Origin of the sequence: Enterobacter sp. 01-M-02-SI-ECC (assembly GCF_047530595.1) — a bacterium.
GTDB classification, from domain to species: Bacteria; Pseudomonadota; Gammaproteobacteria; order Enterobacterales; family Enterobacteriaceae; genus Enterobacter; species Enterobacter cloacae_M.
Map to the genome: position 1 here is coordinate 39,220 of NZ_JBLKCZ010000007.1, position 18,941 is coordinate 58,160.

19 protein-coding genes are annotated in these 18,941 nt (G+C 56.3%); 8 read left to right on the forward strand and 11 right to left on the reverse strand.

Going from position 1 to position 18,941, the window contains the following annotated elements; translation table 11 throughout:
- Nucleotides 1–189 precede the first annotated feature (189 nt).
- The 5 genes from cysZ to crr all read left to right on the forward strand — a co-directional run bounded on the left by cysZ (nt 190) and on the right by crr (nt 4,983).
- A complete protein-coding gene (gene cysZ / locus ACMWLG_RS11595; protein WP_045399761.1) occupies nt 190–951 on the forward strand; it encodes a sulfate transporter CysZ in 762 nt (253 codons plus the stop codon).
- Nucleotides 952–1,114: 163 nt separating this feature from the next.
- Nucleotides 1,115–2,086, forward strand: coding sequence for a cysteine synthase A (gene cysK / locus ACMWLG_RS11600; RefSeq protein ID WP_014884739.1), 972 nt, complete (start codon nt 1,115–1,117; stop codon nt 2,084–2,086).
- Between the two features lie 317 nt (nt 2,087–2,403).
- Nucleotides 2,404–2,661: a phosphocarrier protein Hpr gene (gene ptsH, locus ACMWLG_RS11605; protein ID WP_000487600.1), complete on the forward strand. Its 258-nt coding sequence runs from the start codon at nt 2,404–2,406 to the stop codon at nt 2,659–2,661.
- 44 nt (nt 2,662–2,705) lie between these two features.
- Nucleotides 2,706–4,433, forward strand: coding sequence for a phosphoenolpyruvate-protein phosphotransferase PtsI (gene ptsI, locus ACMWLG_RS11610; RefSeq protein WP_023332954.1), 1,728 nt, complete (start codon nt 2,706–2,708; stop codon nt 4,431–4,433).
- Between the two features lie 40 nt (nt 4,434–4,473).
- Nucleotides 4,474–4,983, forward strand: coding sequence for a PTS glucose transporter subunit IIA (gene crr, locus ACMWLG_RS11615; RefSeq protein ID WP_003861316.1), 510 nt, complete (start codon nt 4,474–4,476; stop codon nt 4,981–4,983).
- Nucleotides 4,984–5,027: 44 nt separating this feature from the next.
- On the opposite strand, the gene pdxK is transcribed toward crr, so the two are convergent.
- The 10 genes from pdxK to ACMWLG_RS11665 form a co-directional block, all read right to left on the reverse strand.
- Complete coding sequence (pdxK, locus tag ACMWLG_RS11620; protein WP_039263699.1) at nt 5,028–5,864, reverse strand: pyridoxine/pyridoxal/pyridoxamine kinase; 837 nt, start codon at nt 5,862–5,864, stop codon at nt 5,028–5,030.
- 5 nt (nt 5,865–5,869) lie between these two features.
- Entirely contained in the window at nt 5,870–6,781 is a 912-nt protein-coding gene (gene cysM, locus ACMWLG_RS11625) for a cysteine synthase CysM (protein ID WP_045399757.1), read from the reverse strand.
- A 118-nt stretch (nt 6,782–6,899) separates the two neighbouring features.
- Nucleotides 6,900–7,994, reverse strand: a complete 1,095-nt coding sequence (cysA, locus tag ACMWLG_RS11630; protein WP_045399754.1) for a sulfate/thiosulfate ABC transporter ATP-binding protein CysA — start codon at nt 7,992–7,994, stop codon at nt 6,900–6,902.
- Complete coding sequence (cysW, locus tag ACMWLG_RS11635) at nt 7,984–8,859, reverse strand: sulfate/thiosulfate ABC transporter permease CysW (protein WP_023308733.1); 876 nt, start codon at nt 8,857–8,859, stop codon at nt 7,984–7,986. Before cysW ends, cysA begins: the two co-directional genes overlap by 11 nt.
- Nucleotides 8,859–9,692, reverse strand: coding sequence for a sulfate/thiosulfate ABC transporter permease CysT (gene cysT / locus ACMWLG_RS11640; RefSeq protein ID WP_004123378.1), 834 nt, complete (start codon nt 9,690–9,692; stop codon nt 8,859–8,861). Before cysT ends, cysW begins: the two co-directional genes overlap by 1 nt.
- A complete protein-coding gene (locus tag ACMWLG_RS11645; protein WP_023308734.1) occupies nt 9,692–10,705 on the reverse strand; it encodes a sulfate ABC transporter substrate-binding protein in 1,014 nt (337 codons plus the stop codon). The genes cysT and ACMWLG_RS11645 overlap by 1 nt, the downstream gene beginning before the upstream one ends.
- A gap of 172 nt (nt 10,706–10,877) precedes the next feature.
- Nucleotides 10,878–11,777 (reverse strand): Dyp-type peroxidase, encoded by a 900-nt coding sequence (locus ACMWLG_RS11650; RefSeq protein WP_045399748.1) that lies wholly within the window; start codon nt 11,775–11,777, stop codon nt 10,878–10,880.
- Between the two features lie 92 nt (nt 11,778–11,869).
- Complete coding sequence (locus tag ACMWLG_RS11655; RefSeq protein WP_023308736.1) at nt 11,870–12,445, reverse strand: RpoE-regulated lipoprotein; 576 nt, start codon at nt 12,443–12,445, stop codon at nt 11,870–11,872.
- A 63-nt stretch (nt 12,446–12,508) separates the two neighbouring features.
- On the reverse strand, nt 12,509–12,958 hold the full coding sequence (locus ACMWLG_RS11660; protein ID WP_023308737.1) for a DUF2919 domain-containing protein: 450 nt from the start codon (nt 12,956–12,958) through the stop codon (nt 12,509–12,511).
- Entirely contained in the window at nt 12,945–13,370 is a 426-nt protein-coding gene (locus tag ACMWLG_RS11665; protein WP_023308738.1) for a GNAT family acetyltransferase, read from the reverse strand. The genes ACMWLG_RS11660 and ACMWLG_RS11665 overlap by 14 nt, the downstream gene beginning before the upstream one ends.
- A gap of 212 nt (nt 13,371–13,582) precedes the next feature.
- Here ACMWLG_RS11665 and amiA point away from each other — a divergent pair, with 212 nt between their 5' ends.
- On the forward strand, nt 13,583–14,458 hold the full coding sequence (gene amiA / locus ACMWLG_RS11670; protein ID WP_023308739.1) for an N-acetylmuramoyl-L-alanine amidase AmiA: 876 nt from the start codon (nt 13,583–13,585) through the stop codon (nt 14,456–14,458).
- Nucleotides 14,458–15,357 carry an oxygen-dependent coproporphyrinogen oxidase gene (hemF, locus tag ACMWLG_RS11675; protein ID WP_414762987.1) on the forward strand — a complete coding sequence of 300 codons (900 nt, stop codon included), beginning with the start codon at nt 14,458–14,460 and terminating at the stop codon, nt 15,355–15,357. Before amiA ends, hemF begins: the two co-directional genes overlap by 1 nt.
- Nucleotides 15,358–15,404: 47 nt before the next feature.
- Here hemF and maeB read toward each other — a convergent pair whose 3' ends face one another.
- The gene (maeB, locus tag ACMWLG_RS11680; RefSeq protein ID WP_023308741.1) at nt 15,405–17,684 is read right to left on the reverse strand and encodes an NADP-dependent oxaloacetate-decarboxylating malate dehydrogenase; all 2,280 of its coding nucleotides are present in this window, start codon (nt 17,682–17,684) and stop codon (nt 15,405–15,407) included.
- 289 nt (nt 17,685–17,973) lie between these two features.
- Here maeB and tal point away from each other — a divergent pair, with 289 nt between their 5' ends.
- Complete coding sequence (gene tal / locus ACMWLG_RS11685; protein ID WP_023308742.1) at nt 17,974–18,924, forward strand: transaldolase; 951 nt, start codon at nt 17,974–17,976, stop codon at nt 18,922–18,924.
- The last annotated feature ends 17 nt before the right edge of the window (nt 18,925–18,941 follow it).

Sequence of the window (18,941 nt, forward strand, 5' to 3'; positions counted from 1 at the left end):
ATTTACTCACTAAGAGTATTTGCCGTTTACGTCAAGTGCAAGTGTGTGCAGAGCATTCACAGCATAAAGATGAAGGAAATCGTGCTTTTTGCTGGTTTTTCGAACATTTCCGAACTGGTCATTGCTCCGTAAGTGGATAATATAGGCGGGCAATTCCACTGGTTGTGTAAAAAGGAGTACAGCCTGGCTATGGTTTCAACATCTTCTTCTCCCCCGCGCAGCGGCGTCTGGTATTTTTCTCAGGGCTGGAAACTGGTCTCCCTGCCGGGGATTCGACGCTTCGTGATTCTGCCGCTGTTGATCAACATTATTCTGATGGGCGGCGCGTTCTGGTGGCTATTCACAAAGCTGGAGAACTGGATCCCGTCGCTGATGAGTTACGTTCCGGACTGGCTGCAGTGGCTTAACTACCTGCTCTGGCCGGTGGCGGTAATTTCCGTGCTGCTGGTGTTTGGGTACTTCTTTTCGACGATAGCCAACTGGATAGCCGCACCGTTTAACGGTCTGCTGGCGGAACAGCTTGAAGCGCGGCTTACCGGCGCGACGCCGCCGGACACGGGCGTGCTGGGGATCATGAAAGACCTGCCACGCATCATGAAGCGCGAGTGGCAGAAGTTTGCCTGGTACCTGCCCCGCGCGATTGTGCTGCTTATCCTCTACTTTGTGCCAGGCATTGGCCAGACGGTGGCGCCGGTGCTGTGGTTTCTGTTCAGCGCCTGGATGCTGGCCATCCAGTACTGCGACTATCCGTTCGATAACCATAAGGTGCCGTTTAAAGAGATGCGCACTGCCCTGCGCAGTCAGAAGGTCGCCAATATGCAGTTTGGCGCGCTGACCAGCCTGTTCACCATGATTCCCTTCCTGAATCTGTTCATCATGCCCGTCGCCGTCTGCGGCGCGACGGCGATGTGGGTCGACTGCTACCGTGCTAAGCACGCGTTATGGAAATAATGCAAAAATGTGTAAAGCAGGGGTGGCTTATGCCGCCCCTTATTCCATACTGATCCCCATTATTTCCTTGCAGTATATAGATATGCGAATTCCTTACTTCCCCCTACCTGCTCAACAGGTATGCTGGGTCGGTATCCCAATTTCATACAGTTAAGGACAGGCCATGAGTAAGATTTATGAAGACAACTCGCTGACTATCGGTCATACGCCCCTGGTTCGACTGAACCGTATCGGTAATGGACGCATTCTGGCGAAGGTAGAATCACGTAACCCGAGCTTCAGCGTAAAATGCCGTATCGGTGCAAACATGATTTGGGATGCTGAAAAACGTGGCGTACTGAAGCCTGGCGTTGAGCTGGTGGAACCGACCAGCGGTAACACCGGTATTGCTCTGGCCTATGTGGCTGCCGCACGCGGCTACAAGCTGACGCTGACTATGCCAGAAACCATGAGCATCGAGCGTCGTAAACTGCTTAAAGCGCTGGGCGCGAACCTGGTGCTGACCGAAGGCGCGAAGGGCATGAAGGGCGCCATTCAGAAAGCTGAAGAGATTGTGGCCAGCGATCCGGCGAAATATCTGCTGCTGCAGCAGTTCAGCAACCCGGCTAACCCGGAAATTCACGAGAAGACCACCGGTCCGGAAATCTGGGAAGATACCGACGGCCAGGTTGACGTATTTATCTCCGGCGTGGGTACCGGCGGTACGCTGACCGGCGTGTCACGCTATATTAAAGGCACAAAGGGTAAAAAAGACCTGATCACCGTTGCCGTTGAGCCAACTGACTCACCGGTTATCACCCAGGCACTGGCGGGTGAAGAGCTTAAACCAGGCCCGCATAAAATTCAGGGTATTGGCGCAGGCTTCATTCCGGGCAACCTGGATCTGAAGCTGATCGATAAAGTGGTGACCATCACTAACGAAGAAGCCATTTCTACCGCGCGTCGCCTGATGGATGAAGAAGGCATTCTGGCGGGTATCTCTTCCGGTGCAGCCGTTGCGGCAGCACTCAAGCTTCAGGAAGATGAAGCCTTTACCAACAAGAATATTGTGGTTATCCTTCCTTCTTCGGGCGAGCGTTACCTGAGCACCGCACTGTTTGCCGATCTGTTTACCGAAAAAGAACTGCAACAGTAGTGCCAGCATGTTAATAACGCGTAAAAAAGCACCTTTTCAGGTGCTTTTTTGTGGCCTGCTTCAAACTTTTGCCCCTCCTGGCATTGCTTCACCCCGTTGGGTCTGGTATTTAAACCAGCAATTATTTTGATGCGTGAAATTAATCGGTGAATGAAATAGCCTTGCTGAATCGATTTTATGATTTGGTTCAAGTCTTGCTTTCGCTGCATAATGTTTAATGACGATCGAAACGTCAGCGCTAACAATACAGGCTAAAGTTCAGTCGCCAGGCTAGACTTTAGTTCCACAACACTAAACCTATAAGTTGGGGAAATACAATGTTCCAGCAAGAAGTTACCATTACCGCTCCGAACGGTCTGCACACCCGCCCTGCTGCTCAGTTTGTTAAAGAAGCAAAAGGCTTCACTTCTGAAATCACTGTGACTTCCAACGGCAAAAGCGCGAGCGCAAAAAGCCTGTTCAAACTGCAGACTCTGGGCCTGACTCAGGGCACCGTTGTCACCATCTCTGCAGAAGGTGAAGACGAGCAGAAAGCAGTTGAGCATCTGGTAAAACTGATGGCTGAGCTCGAGTAAGTTTCCGGGTTCTTTTAAATATCAGTCACAAGTAAGGTAGGGTTATGATTTCAGGCATTTTAGCATCCCCGGGTATCGCTTTCGGCAAAGCACTGCTGCTGAAAGAAGACGAGATCGTCATCGACCGGAAAAAAATTTCTGCCGACAAGGTTGATCAGGAAGTTGAACGTTTTCTGAGCGGTCGTGCCAAGGCATCTGCGCAACTGGAAGCAATCAAAACTAAAGCTGGCGAAACTTTCGGTGAAGAAAAAGAAGCCATCTTCGAAGGGCACATCATGCTGCTCGAAGATGAGGAGCTGGAGCAGGAAATCATAGCCCTGATTAAAGATAAAGGCATGACGGCCGACGCGGCTGCGCATGAAGTTATCGAAGGTCAGGCAACTGCCCTGGAAGAACTGGATGATGAATACCTGAAAGAGCGTGCGGCTGACGTACGTGACATCGGTAAGCGCCTGCTGCGCAACATCCTGGGTCTGGCCATCATCGACCTGAGCGCGATTCAGGATGAAGTCATCCTGGTTGCCGCTGACCTCACTCCGTCTGAAACCGCACAGCTGAACCTGAAAAAGGTCCTCGGTTTCATCACCGACGCGGGTGGCCGTACTTCCCACACCTCGATCATGGCGCGCTCTCTGGAACTGCCAGCCATCGTGGGTACCGGTAGCGTCACCTCTCAGGTGAAAAACGGCGACTATCTGATTCTGGATGCCGTAAACAATCTGGTTTACGTCAACCCAACCAATGAAGAGATCGATAAACTGCGCGCGGTTCAGGAGCAGGTTGCGACTGAAAAAGCGGAACTCGCTAAGCTGAAAGACCTGCCAGCCATCACCCTGGACGGCCATCAGGTAGAAGTGTGCGCAAACATCGGTACCGTCCGCGACGTTGATGGCGCTGAGCGCAACGGTGCGGAAGGCGTCGGTCTCTATCGTACAGAATTCCTGTTCATGGACCGCGACGCGCTGCCAACGGAAGAAGAGCAGTTTGCTGCTTATAAAGCCGTGGCTGAAGCGTGTGGCTCTCAGGCGGTTATCGTCCGTACCATGGACATCGGTGGCGACAAAGAGCTGCCGTACATGAACTTCCCGAAAGAAGAGAACCCGTTCCTGGGCTGGCGTGCAATCCGTATCGCGATGGATCGTAAAGAGATCCTGCGTGACCAGGTTCGCGCGATCCTGCGTGCGTCTGCTTTCGGTAAACTGCGCATCATGTTCCCGATGATCATCTCTGTTGAAGAAGTGCGTGCACTGAAGAAAGAGATCGAAATCTATAAACAGGAACTGCGCGACGAAGGTAAAGCGTTTGACGAGTCAATCGAGATCGGCGTGATGGTGGAAACACCTGCGGCGGCGACCATTGCGCGTCATTTAGCCAAAGAAGTTGATTTCTTTAGTATCGGCACCAATGATTTAACGCAGTACACCCTGGCAGTTGACCGTGGTAATGATATGATTTCACATCTCTACCAGCCAATGTCACCGTCCGTACTGAACTTGATCAAGCAAGTTATTGATGCTTCTCATGCAGAAGGTAAATGGACTGGCATGTGTGGTGAGCTTGCAGGCGACGAACGTGCTACACTTCTGTTGCTGGGTATGGGTCTGGACGAATTCTCTATGAGCGCCATTTCCATCCCGCGCATTAAGAAGATTATCCGTAACACGAACTTCGAAGATGCGAAGGTGTTAGCAGAGCAGGCTCTTGCTCAACCGACAACGGACGAGTTAATGACGCTGGTTAACAAGTTCATTGAAGAAAAAACAATCTGCTAATCCACGAGATGCGGCCCAAATTACTGCTTAGGAGAAGATCATGGGTTTGTTCGATAAACTGAAATCTCTGGTTTCTGATGATAAGAAAGACTCCGGAACTATTGAGATTGTTGCTCCGCTCTCCGGTGAGATCGTCAACATCGAAGACGTGCCGGATGTAGTGTTTGCTGAGAAAATCGTTGGTGATGGCATTGCTATCAAACCAACTGGCAACAAAATGGTTGCTCCAGTTGACGGCACCATCGGTAAAATTTTTGAAACCAACCATGCGTTCTCTATCGAATCTGATAGCGGTATCGAACTGTTCGTTCACTTCGGTATCGACACCGTTGAACTGAAAGGCGAAGGCTTCAAACGTATCGCGGAAGAAGGCCAGCGTGTTAAAGTTGGCGACCCGGTAATTGAATTCGATCTGCCACTGCTGGAAGAAAAAGCCAAGTCTACCCTGACGCCGGTTGTTATCTCCAACATGGACGAAATCAAAGAACTGATCAAACTGTCTGGCAGCGTCACCGTGGGTGAAACCCCGGTTATCCGCATCAAGAAGTAATTCTTGCCGCACAGAAAAATGGCGCCTTCGGGCGCCATTTTTGTTTATGCGGGGAGGATAAGCTCGTCGTAGCCTTTCGACTGGGTATAAAGCATCACGTCAGTCACCCGATCGCCGGCCATGCGGATAGCATCGGCAACGGTTTTCCCCTCTACAATTCCGCTCACCAGCTCTGAACAGAACAGGTCGCCCGTCCCTTTCAGATCGGTTTCTACGCGCGGATGCGCGCTGACGGTCACGCCTTCATTCGTCACCAGCACTACGTGGATGTTTTCCGGGTCATCGGCCACCGGCGCGCTGGTGATCGCCACCCATTTCAGGCTGTCGGAGAGCAGTCCCTGCGCCGCAGAGATGGCGCTCTCAGGCGTACGGCACGGTTTGCCGCTTAACACTTCCAGCTCATAGACGTTTGGCGTGATCCCCTGCGCCAGCGGCAGCAGGTGCTCCCGATACGCCTGCGGGATCTCAGGCTTCACGTACATACCGCTGTCGATATCGCCGATAACCGGGTCGACCAGCACCAGCAGGTCAGGATGCTGCGCTTTGACCGCCTTCAGCCATTGAGCCAGCAGGACGATCTGGCTGGCGCTGCCCATATAGCCGGTGGTGACCGCCTTAAGCTCGCGCAGGATCTCGCGCTCTTCCAGTGCCTTAAGATAGCCGCTGAACCACTCGTCGGGGATCACCCCACCATAAAACGTGTCGTAGTGCGGCGTGTTGCTAAACAGTACCGTCGGCACGGCGGTAACGTTCAGCCTGTGGGTACGAATATTCGGTACCGCAATGCTGTTCCCCACGCTGCCGTAAACCACCTGCGACTGCACGGCGACAATGTCGGTTTGCTGCGCCCGGGTGTTATCCCGGAATAGAATCATCTCCATGACGCTTAAATCCCCGCCCCCTGCGAATAACTCTCTTCACCAAAGACGCCGGTAGACAGATAGCGATCGCCGCGATCGCAAATAATCGCCACCACTACGGCACCCGGGTTTGCCTGCGCTACCCGAATCGCACCCGCTACCGCGCCGCCCGAGCTGACGCCGCAGAAGATACCTTCGCGCACGGCCAGCTCACGCATGGTATTTTCCGCCTCGCGCTGGTGAAGATCCAGCACCTGATCCACCAGCTGCGCATTAAAGATGCCGGGCATATACTCCGCCGGCCAGCGGCGAATGCCCGGAATGCTGCTCCCCTCTTCCGGCTGGAGGCCAACGATGGTGACGGCTTTTACCTGCTCGCGCAGAAAACGCGATACCCCGGTAATGGTGCCGGTGGTGCCCATGCTGGAGACAAAATGGGTGATACGCCCGTCGGTTTGCTGCCAGATTTCCGGGCCGGTGGTGGTGTAGTGCGCGTACGGGTTGTCCGGATTGTTGAACTGATCCAGCAACTTACCTTCACCGCGTTCAGCCATCTCCAGCGCTAAGTCACGCGCCCCTTCCATCCCCTGCTCTTTGGTCACCAGAATCAGCTCCGCACCGTAAGCTCGCATAGCCGCGCGGCGCTCCTGACTCATGTTGTCCGGCATCAGCAGCTTCATGCGGTAGCCTTTCAGCGCCGCAATCATCGCCAGGGCGATACCGGTGTTGCCGCTGGTGGCCTCTATGAGCACGTCGCCTGGCTTAATTTCTCCGCGTTTTTCGGCCTGGACAATCATCGACAGCGCCGCTCGGTCTTTCACCGACCCCGCCGGGTTATTGCCTTCGAGTTTGACCCAGATTTCGCTGCCGTTGTCCGGCCCCATGCGCTGAAGCTTGACCAGAGGAGTGTTGCCGATGGTGTGTTCGAGTGTATTCACGATTTTTACTCAATAAAAAAGCCGGGGCGCGCGCAGCGATCCCGGCCTACAAGACGCAGTGATAACTGTAGGCCCGGTCAGCGCAGCGCCACCGGGCGATAAACATCCTAATAACCTATCAGGCTGACTCCGCCAGAGCAATATCCTCGCGCGTCTCGATGCGCTCCTTCCCGTGATAAATCCGGGCATGCTGCAGCCCGACAAACAGGCGCTCACCCCGGTGCGGCGGCACGTCGTCGCGCATGACCACGGTCAGCGGCTCGGTATACCAGCCCAGCGGCTGTACCACCAATTGGGTGTAGTGACCTTTAGGGCTAGCTTCCAGCACCTGCACCGGCAGCGGTGAATCCAGGCTGGTTCGGCGGCTCACGTCCACTTCCCACGGACGCAGGAACAGATCGACCGGCCCCTGATGCGCGGAGGTATAGCCCAGCGGCCAGCGGTGCGCGCCCACGTGGAACTGTCCACCGCGAATAGTACCCTGAAGACGGTTTACCTCGCCCATAAACTCCAGCACGAAGCGGGTCGCCGGTTCACGCCAGAGCTGCTCCGGCTCGTCAACCTGCTCAATGTTGCCCTGGCTCATGACCACCACGCGATCCGCGACTTCCATCGCCTCTTCCTGGTCGTGGGTCACGAAGACGCTGGTGAATTTCAGCTCCTCATGCAGCTGGCGCAGCCAGCGGCGCAGCTCTTTACGCACCTGCGCATCCAGCGCGCCGAAGGGTTCATCCAGCAGCAGAATTTGCGGCTCAACGGCCAGCGCGCGCGCCAGCGCCACGCGCTGTTTCTGCCCGCCGGACAGCTGGGCCGGGAAACGGTCCGCCAGGTGAGCCAGCTGCACCATCTCCAGCAGTTTGGTCACTTTGGCCTTAATGGTTACAGTATCCGGACGTTCGCGACGCGGCAGCACGGTCAGGCCAAACGCAATGTTGTCGAACACGGTCATGTGGCGGAACAGCGCGTAATGCTGGAATACAAATCCTACTTTACGATCGCGGGCGTGCAGGCGGCTCACGTCGGTGCCGTGAAAGCGGATGTGCCCGCTGGTCTGATGCTCAAGCCCGGCGATAATACGCAGCAGCGTGGTTTTGCCCGAGCCGGACGGCCCCAGCAGCGCCACCATTTGTCCGGAAGGGATATCCAGCGAGATATCATTCAGCACCTGGGTGCGACCAAAAGACTTCTTAATATTGGCAATCTCAATGCTCATGATTTCCCTCCTGATGCTGACGTTTTTCCTGATTTTCTAAACGCCACTGCACCACACTCTTCAAAAACAGGGTCAAAATGGCCATCAGCGTCAGCAACGCTGCGGCAGTAAACGAGCCGATGGTGTTGTAGTCCTGCTGCAGCAGCTCAATCTGGAGCGGCAGCGACAGGGTTTCACCCCGGATGGAGCCGGAGACGACGGACACGGCACCAAACTCACCGATCGCGCGGGCGTTGGTCAGCACCACGCCGTAAAGCAGCGCCCAGCGAATGTTCGGCAGCGTCACGCGGCGGAACATTTGCCAGCCCGAAGCCCCCAGCAGCACCGCCGCTTCGTCTTCGTTGCTCCCCTGGCTTAACATCACCGGCACCAGCTCACGCACCACAAACGGACAGGTCACGAAGATGGTGACCAGCACCATGCCCGGCCAGGCGAACATGATCTGCAGGTTATGCTCGTCCAGCCAGCCGCCCAACGGACCGTTGGAGCCGTAAAAGAGCAGGTACACCAGACCCGCCACCACCGGCGATACGGCGAAAGGAATGTCCAGCAGGGTCAGCAGCAGCTGACGTCCCGGGAAGTTAAAGCGGGTTACCAGCCAGGCCAGCAGGGTCCCGAACACGAGGTTCACCGGCACGGTGATCAGCGCAATCAGCACCGTCAGCCAGATGGCATGCAGCATATCCGGGTTCGCCAGATTTTCCAGCGCGGGCATCAGCCCTTTGCTGAACGCCTGGACGAAGATATAAACCGTCGGCACGACGAGAATGAGGGCGGAAACCAGCACGCCCGCCCCAATCAGAAACCATTTACCCCAGTTGATGCGGGGTGCATCGTATCGCTTCAATTGCGTAACTTCCGCCATCAGTGACCTACCACACGTCGACCAAAGCGACTTTGCAGAGTGTTAATCGAGTACAGCAGCAGCAGCGAGGCCGCCAGGATCACCGAGGCAATCGCGCTCGCCGCCGGATAATCAAACTCCTGCAAACGGATGAAAATCATCAGCGAGGTGACTTCCGTTTTCCAGGCGATGTTCCCGGCGATAAAAATCACCGCGCCGAACTCACCGAGGCTGCGGGTAAACGACAGCGCAACGCCCGCCATCAGCGCCGGAGAGAGCTCCGGCAGAACCACCTTGCGGAAGCTCTGCCAGCGCGTGGCACCCAGCGTTTCCGCCGCTTCTTCGTATTCCGGACCCAACTCTTCCAGCACCGGCTGCACGGTACGGACCACAAACGGGATGCTGGTAAAGGCCATCGCCACCGCGATACCGAGCCAGGTGTAGGTCACTTTGATATCAAATTTCGCCAGCCACTCGCCGTACAGCCCGTTCACAGAGAAGAGCGACGCGAGGGTTAAGCCCGCCACCGCCGTCGGCAGCGCAAACGGCAGATCCATCAGGGCGTCAAGCAGCGTGCGGCCCGGGAAGCGATAGCGGGTTAAGATCCACGCCATCAGCAGGCCAAACACGCCGTTAAAAATGGAGGCAACAAACGCCGACAGCAGCGTCACCTTGTAGGCCGCCACCACCTGCGGGTTGGTGACCACGTCCCAGTACTGCGCCCAGCTCATCTGAGCAAGCTGCATCACCAGCGCGCTGAGCGGCAACAGCAGGATCAGGCAGACGAACAGCAGGCTTGTCCCGAGGCTTAAGGTAAAGCCCGGCAGCACGCGTTTTGTCGAAACTGCAAACATTACTTATGCCCCGCCGCCAGCAGTTTGTCTAACTCACCGCCGCTGGCAAAATGCGTTTTCATCACATCAGGCCAGGAGCCGAAATGATCTTCCACGCGGAACAAATCGGTCTGCGGGAACTTATCTTTCAGCTTGTTCATTACGTCCGGGTTGTTCACGCGGTAGTAGTAATCGGTAATGATGGTCTGCGCCTGCGGGCTGTACAGGTAGTTGAGATAGGCTTTTGCCGCTTTCTCGGTACCGTTTGCCTGCACGTTTTTATCCACCCACGCCACCGGGAACTCGGCCAGGATGTTGGTTTTCGGGATAACGACCTCGAAGCCCTGCGCTTCATACTGTTTGCGGATGTTATTCACTTCCGATTCAAAGCTGATCAGCACGTCGCCGAGACCGCGCTCCGCGAAGGTCGTTGTCGCCCCGCGGCCGCCGGTATCAAACACTTCGACGTTTTTCAGGAACTGGGTCATGAACTGCTCGGTTTTGGCTTTATCATTACCGTCAGCCTTGTCGGCCGCGCCCCACGCGGCTAAATAGGTGTAGCGCGCGTTACCGGAGGTTTTCGGGTTCGGGAAAATCAGCTTCACGTCGGAACGCACCAGGTCGCTCCAGTCGTGGATATTCTTCGGGTTGCCCTTACGCACCAGGAAGCCCATGGTGGAATAGAACGGGGAGCTGTTGTTCGGCAGACGACTCTGCCAGTCCGCCGGGATGAGCTTGCCTTTGTCATGCAGGATCTGCACGTCAGTCACCTGGTTGTAGGTCACCACATCCGCTTTCAGGCCCTGCAAAATCGCCAGCGCCTGCTTGGACGATCCGGCGTGGGACTGCTTGATGGTCAGCTTGTCGCCGTTATTGTCTTTAGCCCACTGCTGTTCAAACGGGGGATTAAGGGCGGCAAACAGCTCGCGGGAAACGTCATACGAACTGTTTAACAGTTCAGTCGCCTGCGCCTGTGCCACCAGCAGTAAACCTGCCAGCGCCAGAGTTCCTTTTTTCAGTACAGTAACGGCCATTGCGCACCCTTATAAATGTGATGACTATCTTATAGTCATAATATTTATAACGGGGATGAAAGGAGTAACGGTTTTATATACCGTTTGGTGATTTAGAAGCAGAAAAGGGAATAAGGGTGAGGCCTGATGCCTTCACCCCAGCCCTCTCCCGCAGGGAGAGGGAGAAAGGAAATTACAGCGCCAGCAGACGCTCAACGGACGGCGCAAAGTAATAGCCGCCGGTCACCGGTTTGGTGAAGCGCAGCATGGCGTCGCGCTTGCCGTCGGTATCACCGAACATGCTCAGCAGCTGCTGCTCAATGTTATACAGGCGCGCGCAGTACGCGCAGAAGTAGAGGCCGTGCGTGCCGCTTGCCGTGCCGTAAGGCAGGCTCTGGCGAACAATCTTCAGCCCTTTGCCGTCTTCTTTGAGATCAACGCGGGACAGGTGAGAGGTTACTGGACGGTCGTCGCCGTCGATCTCTTCGTTGGCTTCTTTAGTGCGGCCAATCATCATCTCCTGATCGTGCACGCTCATGCGGTTAAGCTGCTTGAGGTTGTGCTCCCAGCGCTGCACGAACACGTAGCTGCCGCCCGCGTCCACGCCGTCTTTGATCACCGCCACGTCGCGACGCGTCTCTTCACCCGCCGGGTTTTCGGTGCCGTCGACGAAGCCGCTCAGATCGCGCTCTTCCACCCAGCGGAAGCCGTGAACCTCTTCCTGCACCTCAATGCTGTCGCCAAAAGCCGCTACTGCCTCCTGGGCAACGGAGAAATTCACGTCGTGACGCAGGGAGAGAATATGGATCAGCACGTCGTATTGGGTCGCCGGAGCCAGACCTTTGCCGTAAGGGATGAAGTCTTTCAGCTCTTCCGCCCCTTCGCCACCGCTCAGCTGACGCCAGACGTTATTGCCAAAGGCAACAACGGCGCCGAGGTGGGCTTCCGGGAATTTGGCCTGGAAGGTTGCCAGCTTATCAACAAACGCTTTACTGGCCGCACGCAGGGCATCCACGTCCCCTTTAACATTGGCTTCAATCCAAATCGCCGCGCGGCAATGTTCTGGCAAAATGCCACTCTGAACCTGAGACATCGCTCCTCCTGAAATAAAGATGCCACGTCAGCGTGGCATTGATGGCGGCTATTATACCCGGATTTCAGCGAGGCGGTTTGTTCAGGCGCAAATTACTGCTTCCAGAGTATTTTGCTCACTTTCCAGCTCTTGAGCGTGTCGTCAGACGGCATCAGTCCTTCCGGACCGCTCCAGGTTCCGGTGAAGACATAGCTGATGTGCTGGCTGCCTTCAGCCTTACATTCCACCGCGACTTTGTCGTCAGACGGCAGGCTGGTGCAGTTGCCAAAAGCCTGCTTATAAAGTTCGCTGAACGGCGTACCCACTTTTACACCGCTCGCCGTCGGAATATCTTCATCCATCACAGCGATACGGTTTACGGTGCCTTTGTCACCGTTGATCACCAGAGCAAGCTTGTCACCCTTCAGCGCTTCGTAATAGCGAACAATATTGCCATTCTCCGTTTTCATGCCGCTGCGCAGGCGGTAATCGCCGCTGAGCGCATCCTGAATAGCGTCCTGATCCAGCGCCGTCGCGGCGGTAATTTTCCCCACGCCCTGCTCGGTCACTTCCGTTGATGAGCCAAACCAGTTCCACGGGTACGCGGCGGACCAGTTAATGGAGGAGAGCGTCGAACAGCCGGTCAACGCCAGCGGGAGAGCGCATAAAAATAAACGCAGCGATTTCATTGAAACGTCCTTTCTTGTTAAATCAACGCTTGTTGGAGTGCGACATCGGCAAAAAGTGCCGGATTAATCATCCTGATGCGCAAAACAGGCGCGAAGACGCGGGTTGGTCAGCAGCCACAGCAGGGCCACAATATCGGCAACCACCAGCGCAACGCCGGTGCCCGTCAGCGGTTCACCGTACCACCAGAGTACCGGCTGCCAGAAGAGCAGCGCAACCTGGGCGAGGACCAGCAGCCAGCGAAGCGCGCCCCAAAAACGGGGGATCGCATGCCGTCGTCCGCTGCATAAAAAAGCGACCACCGCCGGTACGCCCGGCAGCAAGCCGAGCCAGAAGGCGTCATGATCGGGATAAAAGAGATTCAGCAGCGTGTCGCCCTGCCCGCGCGACGCGGCGGCCATCACAAACAGCACCCAGGTCCGGGCCTGGAGCAGCAGAACGCACCAGAATAAAAAGGGCAGCCTGACGCGGCCCTGCGCGTCATAGTCTGCCGGGTGGATCTCAGTACTCTTCATCTTCGATCAGACGCTTTCCTAAACTCAGCACGTCGGAATGCTCGTAGCCCAGGCGCTCATACATGCCCAGCACCACGTCGTTATCTTCCCGCACCATGATCTGGATTTTCGGGCAGCCACGGGCGATCAGCTTCTTCTCGAGCCGGTTCAGCAGCGCATTGGCGATGCCGCGGCCACGGTATTCGGGGTGGACGCCCAGATAATAGGCCGAGCCGCGGTGGCCGTCATAACCGCCCATGACCGTCCCCACAACCTCGCCGTTGACTTCCGCGACCAAAAACAGACTGACGTCGTGATTCACCTTACGTTCGATATCCATTTCCGGATCGTTCCACGGACGCAGCAGATCGCAGCGCTCCCAAAGGGTGATCACCTCTTCGAAATCTTCCTGGCGAAAAACGCGTATCTCCATGGTATTAACCGCCTTTTCGGGTTTAAAAACAGTGATTATGGCGCGAAGCTCGCCTTTCGCCAATAACCGGGGAAAATCTCGCCAAAATTTGGCATAATGTCACTTTGTCACGTATTGAAATGAAAAGTAAAACAATTATCAATATGGACTGTCGTAACGGGAAACACGATACGATATAACACCAGGACCCCATTTTTTAGTATTCAGGCCGCATGAGCACATTCAAACCATTAAAAGCACTCACATCGCGTCGTCAGGTTCTCAAAGCGGGGCTGGCGGCCTTAACGTTAACGGGCATCGCAAAGCAGGCTCAGGCAAAAGACGAGAGCACGCTCAAAACCAGTAACGGACACAGCAAACCGAAAACCAAAAAGCCGGGCGCGAAGCGCCTGGTGATGCTCGACCCGGGCCACGGCGGTATTGATACCGGCGCTATAGGCAAAAACGGGTCGAAAGAAAAACACGTCGTGCTGGCAATTGCAAAAAACGTGCGCGCAATTTTACGCAGCAACGGCATTGACGCCCGTCTGACGCGCTCTGGCGACACCTTTATTCCGCTGTATGACCGCGTTGAGATCGCCCACCAGCACGGTGCGGATCTGTTTATGTCGATCCACGCCGACGGCTTTACCAACCCTTCCGCGGCCGGAGCCTCGGTGTTTGCGCTTTCCAACCGTGGCGCCAGTAGCGCCATGGCAAAATACCTCTCCGACCGCGAAAACCGCGCGGATGAAGTCGCCGGGAAGAAAGCCACTGACAAAGACCACCTGCTACAGCAGGTGCTGTTCGACCTCGTGCAGACGGATACGATCAAAAACAGCCTGACGCTCGGCTCGCATATTCTGAAGAAGATTAAGCCGGTGCATCGTCTGCACAGCAAAGGCACCGAGCAGGCGGCGTTCGTGGTCCTGAAATCGCCGTCCATCCCGTCCGTGCTGGTGGAAACGTCCTTTATTACCAACCCGGAAGAAGAGCGGCTCCTCGGCACCACGGCGTTTCGTCAGAAGATCGCCAACGCCATCGCCTCCGGCATTATCAGTTACTTCAACTGGTTCGATAACCAAAAAGCGCACTCCAGGAAACGTTGATGAAACCCGATGCTCAACTGGTCAAAACCTTCCTGCTGCAGCTGCAGGATGAAATCTGCCAGAAACTCGCCGCCGCAGACGGCGGTGAATTTCAGGAAGATACCTGGCAACGCGAGGCCGGTGGCGGCGGGCGCAGCCGGGTGCTGCGTAACGGCGGCATCTTCGAACAGGCGGGCGTGAATTTTTCCCACGTTCACGGCGACGCCATGCCCGCGTCTGCGACGGCGCATCGTCCTGAACTCGCGGGCCGCAGCTTCGAGGCGATGGGCGTCTCGCTCGTAGTGCACCCGCACAACCCGTTCGTGCCCACCAGCCATGCCAACGTGCGCTTTTTCATTGCGGAAAAACCGGGCGCCGACCCGGTCTGGTGGTTCGGCGGCGGTTTCGATTTAACGCCCTACTACGGCTTCGAAGAGGATGCCGTGCACTGGCACACCACCGCGCGGGACCTTTGCCTGCCGTTTGGCGAAGACGTCTACCCGAAATTCAAAAAGTGGTGCGATGACTACTTTTACCTGATGCACCGCGACGAGCAGCGCGGCATCGGCGGGCTGTTCTTTGACGATCTCAACGCGCCTGATTTTGATACCGCGTTCAGCTTTATGCGCGCGGTAGGCGAAGGCTACACCGACGCCTATCTGCCGATTGTCGAGCGTCGTAAAAATACCGATTACGGCGTGCGCGAGCGCGAGTTCCAGCTTTACCGCCGCGGGCGCTACGTGGAGTTCAACCTGGTGTGGGATCGCGGGACGCTGTTCGGCCTGCAGACCGGCGGGCGCACGGAGTCGATTCTGATGTCGATGCCGCCGCTGGTGCGCTGGGAGTACTGTTACGAACCAAAAGAAGGCAGCCCGGAGGCTGCCTTGCGTGAGTTTATTCAGGTTCGGGATTGGGTGTAGCCCTTATCCCCTCTCCCTTTGGGGGAGGGTTAGGGTGAGGGTAAAAATTACAGCGGCTGCGTCTGCGCCTCAACCACCGCCAGCGCCACCATATTCACGATACGGCGCACAGAGGCAATCGGCGTTAACACATGCACCGGTTTCGCTACGCCCATCAGTACCGGTCCTACGGTCACCCCTTCAGAGCTGGAGACGCGCAGCAGGTTATAGCTGATACGCGCCGCTTCCACGTTCGGCATAATCAGTATATTGGCCGATCCCTTCAGCGGGCTGTCCGGCATACGTTCGTTACGGATGCTTTCCACCAGCGCGGCATCGCCGTGCATTTCCCCGTCAATCATCAGCTCCGGCGCACGCTCGCGCACCAGCTCCAGCGTCTGACGCATTTTGCAGGCCGCCGCGGATTTAGACGAACCAAAGTTAGAGTGCGACAGCAGCGCCACCTTCGGCTCGATACCAAAGCGACGCACGGTCTCGGCGGCCATCACCGTGATTTCCGCCAGCTCGTCCGGGGTCGGATCGTCGTTAACGTAAGTATCCGCAATAAAGGTGTTGCCGCTCGGCAGCAGCAGCGCGTTCATCGCCCCGGCGGTATGGACGCCGTCGCGATAGCCGAAGATCTCCTGCACCACGCTAAAGTGCTCGTGGTAATCGCCGATTGTGCCGCAGATCAGCGCGTCCGCCTCGCCGCGATGCACCATGATCGCGCCGATCACCGTCGTGTTGCTGATCACCGCTTTCTGCGCCTGCTCCTGGGTGATCCCCCGGCGCTTCATGATCGCGTAGTATTCGCTCCAGTACTCTTTGAAGCGCGGATCGGATTCGTTGTTAACGATCTCAAAGTCGACGCCCGGCTTAATCTGCAGGCCCAGCTTCTGGATACGCATCTCAATCACGCTCGGACGACCAATCAGGATCGGCTTCGCCAGGCCTAAGGTGATCAGCTCCTGGGTGGCGTGCAGCACGCGCGCCTCTTCCCCTTCCGCCAGCACCACGCGCTTCGCGTCGGCGCGCGCCTGGGAGAAGATCGGCTTCATGAACAGGTTCGTTTTATAGACGAACTCGGTGAGCTTATCGACGTACGCGTCGAAATCGTGAATCGGACGCGTCGCCACGCCGGAGTCCATCGCCGCTTTGGCAACGGCTGGCGCAATTTTAACAATCAGACGCGGGTCGAACGGTTTTGGAATGATGTAGTCCGGGCCGAAGCTCAGATCCTGATCGCCGTAGGCAGAGGCAACCACTTCGCTCTGCTCGGCGTGCGCCAGCTCAGCGATGGCGTGAACGGCGGCGAGCTTCATCTCTTCGTTGATCGCCGTTGCGCCGACGTCCAGCGCGCCGCGGAAGATAAACGGGAAGCAGAGCACGTTGTTGACCTGGTTCGGGTAGTCCGAACGGCCGGTACAAATGATGGCGTCTTCACGCACCGCTTTCGCCAGCGGCGGCAGGATTTCCGGTTCAGGGTTCGCCAGGGCCAGGATCATTGGCGCACGCGCCATCTTCTTCACCATCTCCTGGGTCAGTACTTTCGGACCCGAGCAGCCGAGGAAGATATCCGCGCCGTCAATCACGTCGTCCAGGGTGCGTTTACCGTCGTCGTCGACCGCGTACGCCGCTTTGGTTTCCGCCATGTTCGGCTCGCGGTCTTTATAGATAACGCCTTTGGAGTCGCAGACCACAATATTGTGTTTCTGCATACCCAGCGCCACCAGCAGGTTCATACAGGCGATGGCCGCGGCGCCTGCGCCAGAGACCACCATGCGCACGTCGGAGAGATTTTTCTCTACCACGCGCAGGCCATTAAGAATCGCGGCGGTGCTGATAATCGCGGTCCCGTGCTGGTCATCGTGGAACACGGGAATATTCATACGCTCGCGCAGCTTCTGCTCGATATAGAAACATTCCGGCGCTTTGATGTCTTCCAGGTTGATCCCGCCGAAGGTCGGCTCCAGCGCGGCCACCACGTTGATGAATTTGTCAGGATCGAGTTCGTCCACCTCAATATCGAACACGTCGATACCGGCGAATTTCTTGAACAGTACCCCCTTCCCTTCCATCACCGGCTTACCAGCCAGCGCGCCGATGTTGCCCAGCCCCAGCACCGCCGTGCCGTTAGAGATCACGGCGACAAGGTTGCCACGCGCGGTGTATTTGTAGGCCGCCAGCGGGTCTTTTTCGATTTCCAGACACGGTGCAGCCACGCCCGGCGAATAGGCCAGCGCCAGATCGCGCTGGGTTGCCAGCGGCTTGGTTGGGGAGACCTGGATTTTCCCCGGGACAGGAAACTCGTGAAAATCGAGGGCACTCTGTTTCAACTGCTCATCCATCTTATTTTTCCTTTCACGTATCGGTCAAAAGGGTGACGTAAGCGATCCTGATGCACACCCTGGTGTGCCGCCTAGTATCGCCTCAGGCCGCCTCCTAAACTTTGAAGGCAGCCAAACTCTCACCATCACACATTAAAAATTGTTATCAATTTATAACAGCCATGTTACCCGTCTCAAAAGCAATGCCTCCCCCGTCTGCTATGCTTTTTTGTTAAGTCCATCATGATTCTTTCAGAAGTGTGAACTAACGCACTCATCTAACTCTTTTATTTCCAAGGAGTAATCATTTATGAACCAGCTAGACGGCATCAAAAAATTCACCACCGTGGTTGCAGACAGCGGCGATATCGAGTCGATTCGCCACTATCAGCCGGAGGACGCGACCACCAACCCTTCGCTACTGCTCAAAGCGGCAGGGCTTGCCCATTTTAGCCATCTGATTGATGACGCCATTGCCTACGGTAAACAGCGCGGGAAAACGCAGGAGCAGCAGGTCGCCGAAGCCAGCGATAAGCTGGCGGTTAATTTTGGTGCGGAAATTCTTAAAAGCATCCCGGGCCGCGTCTCGACCGAAGTCGACGCCCGCCTCTCGTTCGATAAAGAAAAGAGCATTAATAAGGCGCGTCGCCTGGTGGAACTGTACGAGGAGCAGGGGATCGATAAATCACGCATTCTGATCAAGCTGGCCTCCACCTGGGAAGGCATCCGCGCGGCAGAGGTGCTGGAGAAAGAAGGCATCCACTGCAACCTGACGCTGCTGTTCTCGTTTGCCCAGGCGCGCGCCTGCGCTGAGGCGGGTGTGTTCCTCGTCTCGCCGTTTGTCGGGCGCATCTACGACTGGTATCAGGCGAAACAGCCGATGGATCCATACGTGGTGGATGAGGATCCGGGCGTGAAATCGGTCCGTAATATCTACGACTACTACAAACAGCACCGCTACGAAACCATCGTGATGGGGGCCAGCTTCCGCCGTACCGAGCAGATCCTCGCCCTGGCAGGCTGCGACCGTCTGACCATCTCCCCTAACCTGCTTCAGGAGCTACAGGACAAAGAAGAAACGGTGATCCGCAAGCTGGTGCCGACCTCCACCGTTCTGCCAAAACCAAAACCCATGACCGAAGCGGAGTTCCGCTGGGAGCACAATCAGGACGCCATGGCCGTGGAAAAACTGGCGGACGGCATCCGCCAGTTCGCCGTCGACCAGCGCAAACTTGAAGATCTTCTCGCCGCCAAACTTTAACCTTGCCACGGAGTGAA

Coding starts and splice junctions, on each gene's coding strand:
- crr (WP_003861316.1), top strand. CDS start 4,474: ATGGGTTTGTTCGATAAACTGAAATCTCTGGTTTCTGATGATAAGAAA.
- ACMWLG_RS11645 (WP_023308734.1), bottom strand. CDS start 10,705: ATGGCCGTTACTGTACTGAAAAAAGGAACTCTGGCGCTGGCAGGTTTA.
- hemF (WP_414762987.1), top strand. CDS start 14,458: ATGAAACCCGATGCTCAACTGGTCAAAACCTTCCTGCTGCAGCTGCAG.
- ACMWLG_RS11650 (WP_045399748.1), bottom strand. CDS start 11,777: ATGTCTCAGGTTCAGAGTGGCATTTTGCCAGAACATTGCCGCGCGGCG.
- cysZ (WP_045399761.1), top strand. CDS start 190: ATGGTTTCAACATCTTCTTCTCCCCCGCGCAGCGGCGTCTGGTATTTT.
- maeB (WP_023308741.1), bottom strand. CDS start 17,684: ATGGATGAGCAGTTGAAACAGAGTGCCCTCGATTTTCACGAGTTTCCT.
- ACMWLG_RS11655 (WP_023308736.1), bottom strand. CDS start 12,445: ATGAAATCGCTGCGTTTATTTTTATGCGCTCTCCCGCTGGCGTTGACC.
- cysW (WP_023308733.1), bottom strand. CDS start 8,859: ATGGCGGAAGTTACGCAATTGAAGCGATACGATGCACCCCGCATCAAC.
- cysK (WP_014884739.1), top strand. CDS start 1,115: ATGAGTAAGATTTATGAAGACAACTCGCTGACTATCGGTCATACGCCC.
- tal (WP_023308742.1), top strand. CDS start 17,974: ATGAACCAGCTAGACGGCATCAAAAAATTCACCACCGTGGTTGCAGAC.
- ptsI (WP_023332954.1), top strand. CDS start 2,706: ATGATTTCAGGCATTTTAGCATCCCCGGGTATCGCTTTCGGCAAAGCA.
- cysA (WP_045399754.1), bottom strand. CDS start 7,994: ATGAGCATTGAGATTGCCAATATTAAGAAGTCTTTTGGTCGCACCCAG.
- ACMWLG_RS11665 (WP_023308738.1), bottom strand. CDS start 13,370: ATGGAGATACGCGTTTTTCGCCAGGAAGATTTCGAAGAGGTGATCACC.
- ptsH (WP_000487600.1), top strand. CDS start 2,404: ATGTTCCAGCAAGAAGTTACCATTACCGCTCCGAACGGTCTGCACACC.
- cysT (WP_004123378.1), bottom strand. CDS start 9,692: ATGTTTGCAGTTTCGACAAAACGCGTGCTGCCGGGCTTTACCTTAAGC.
- ACMWLG_RS11660 (WP_023308737.1), bottom strand. CDS start 12,958: ATGAAGAGTACTGAGATCCACCCGGCAGACTATGACGCGCAGGGCCGC.
- pdxK (WP_039263699.1), bottom strand. CDS start 5,864: ATGGAGATGATTCTATTCCGGGATAACACCCGGGCGCAGCAAACCGAC.
- amiA (WP_023308739.1), top strand. CDS start 13,583: ATGAGCACATTCAAACCATTAAAAGCACTCACATCGCGTCGTCAGGTT.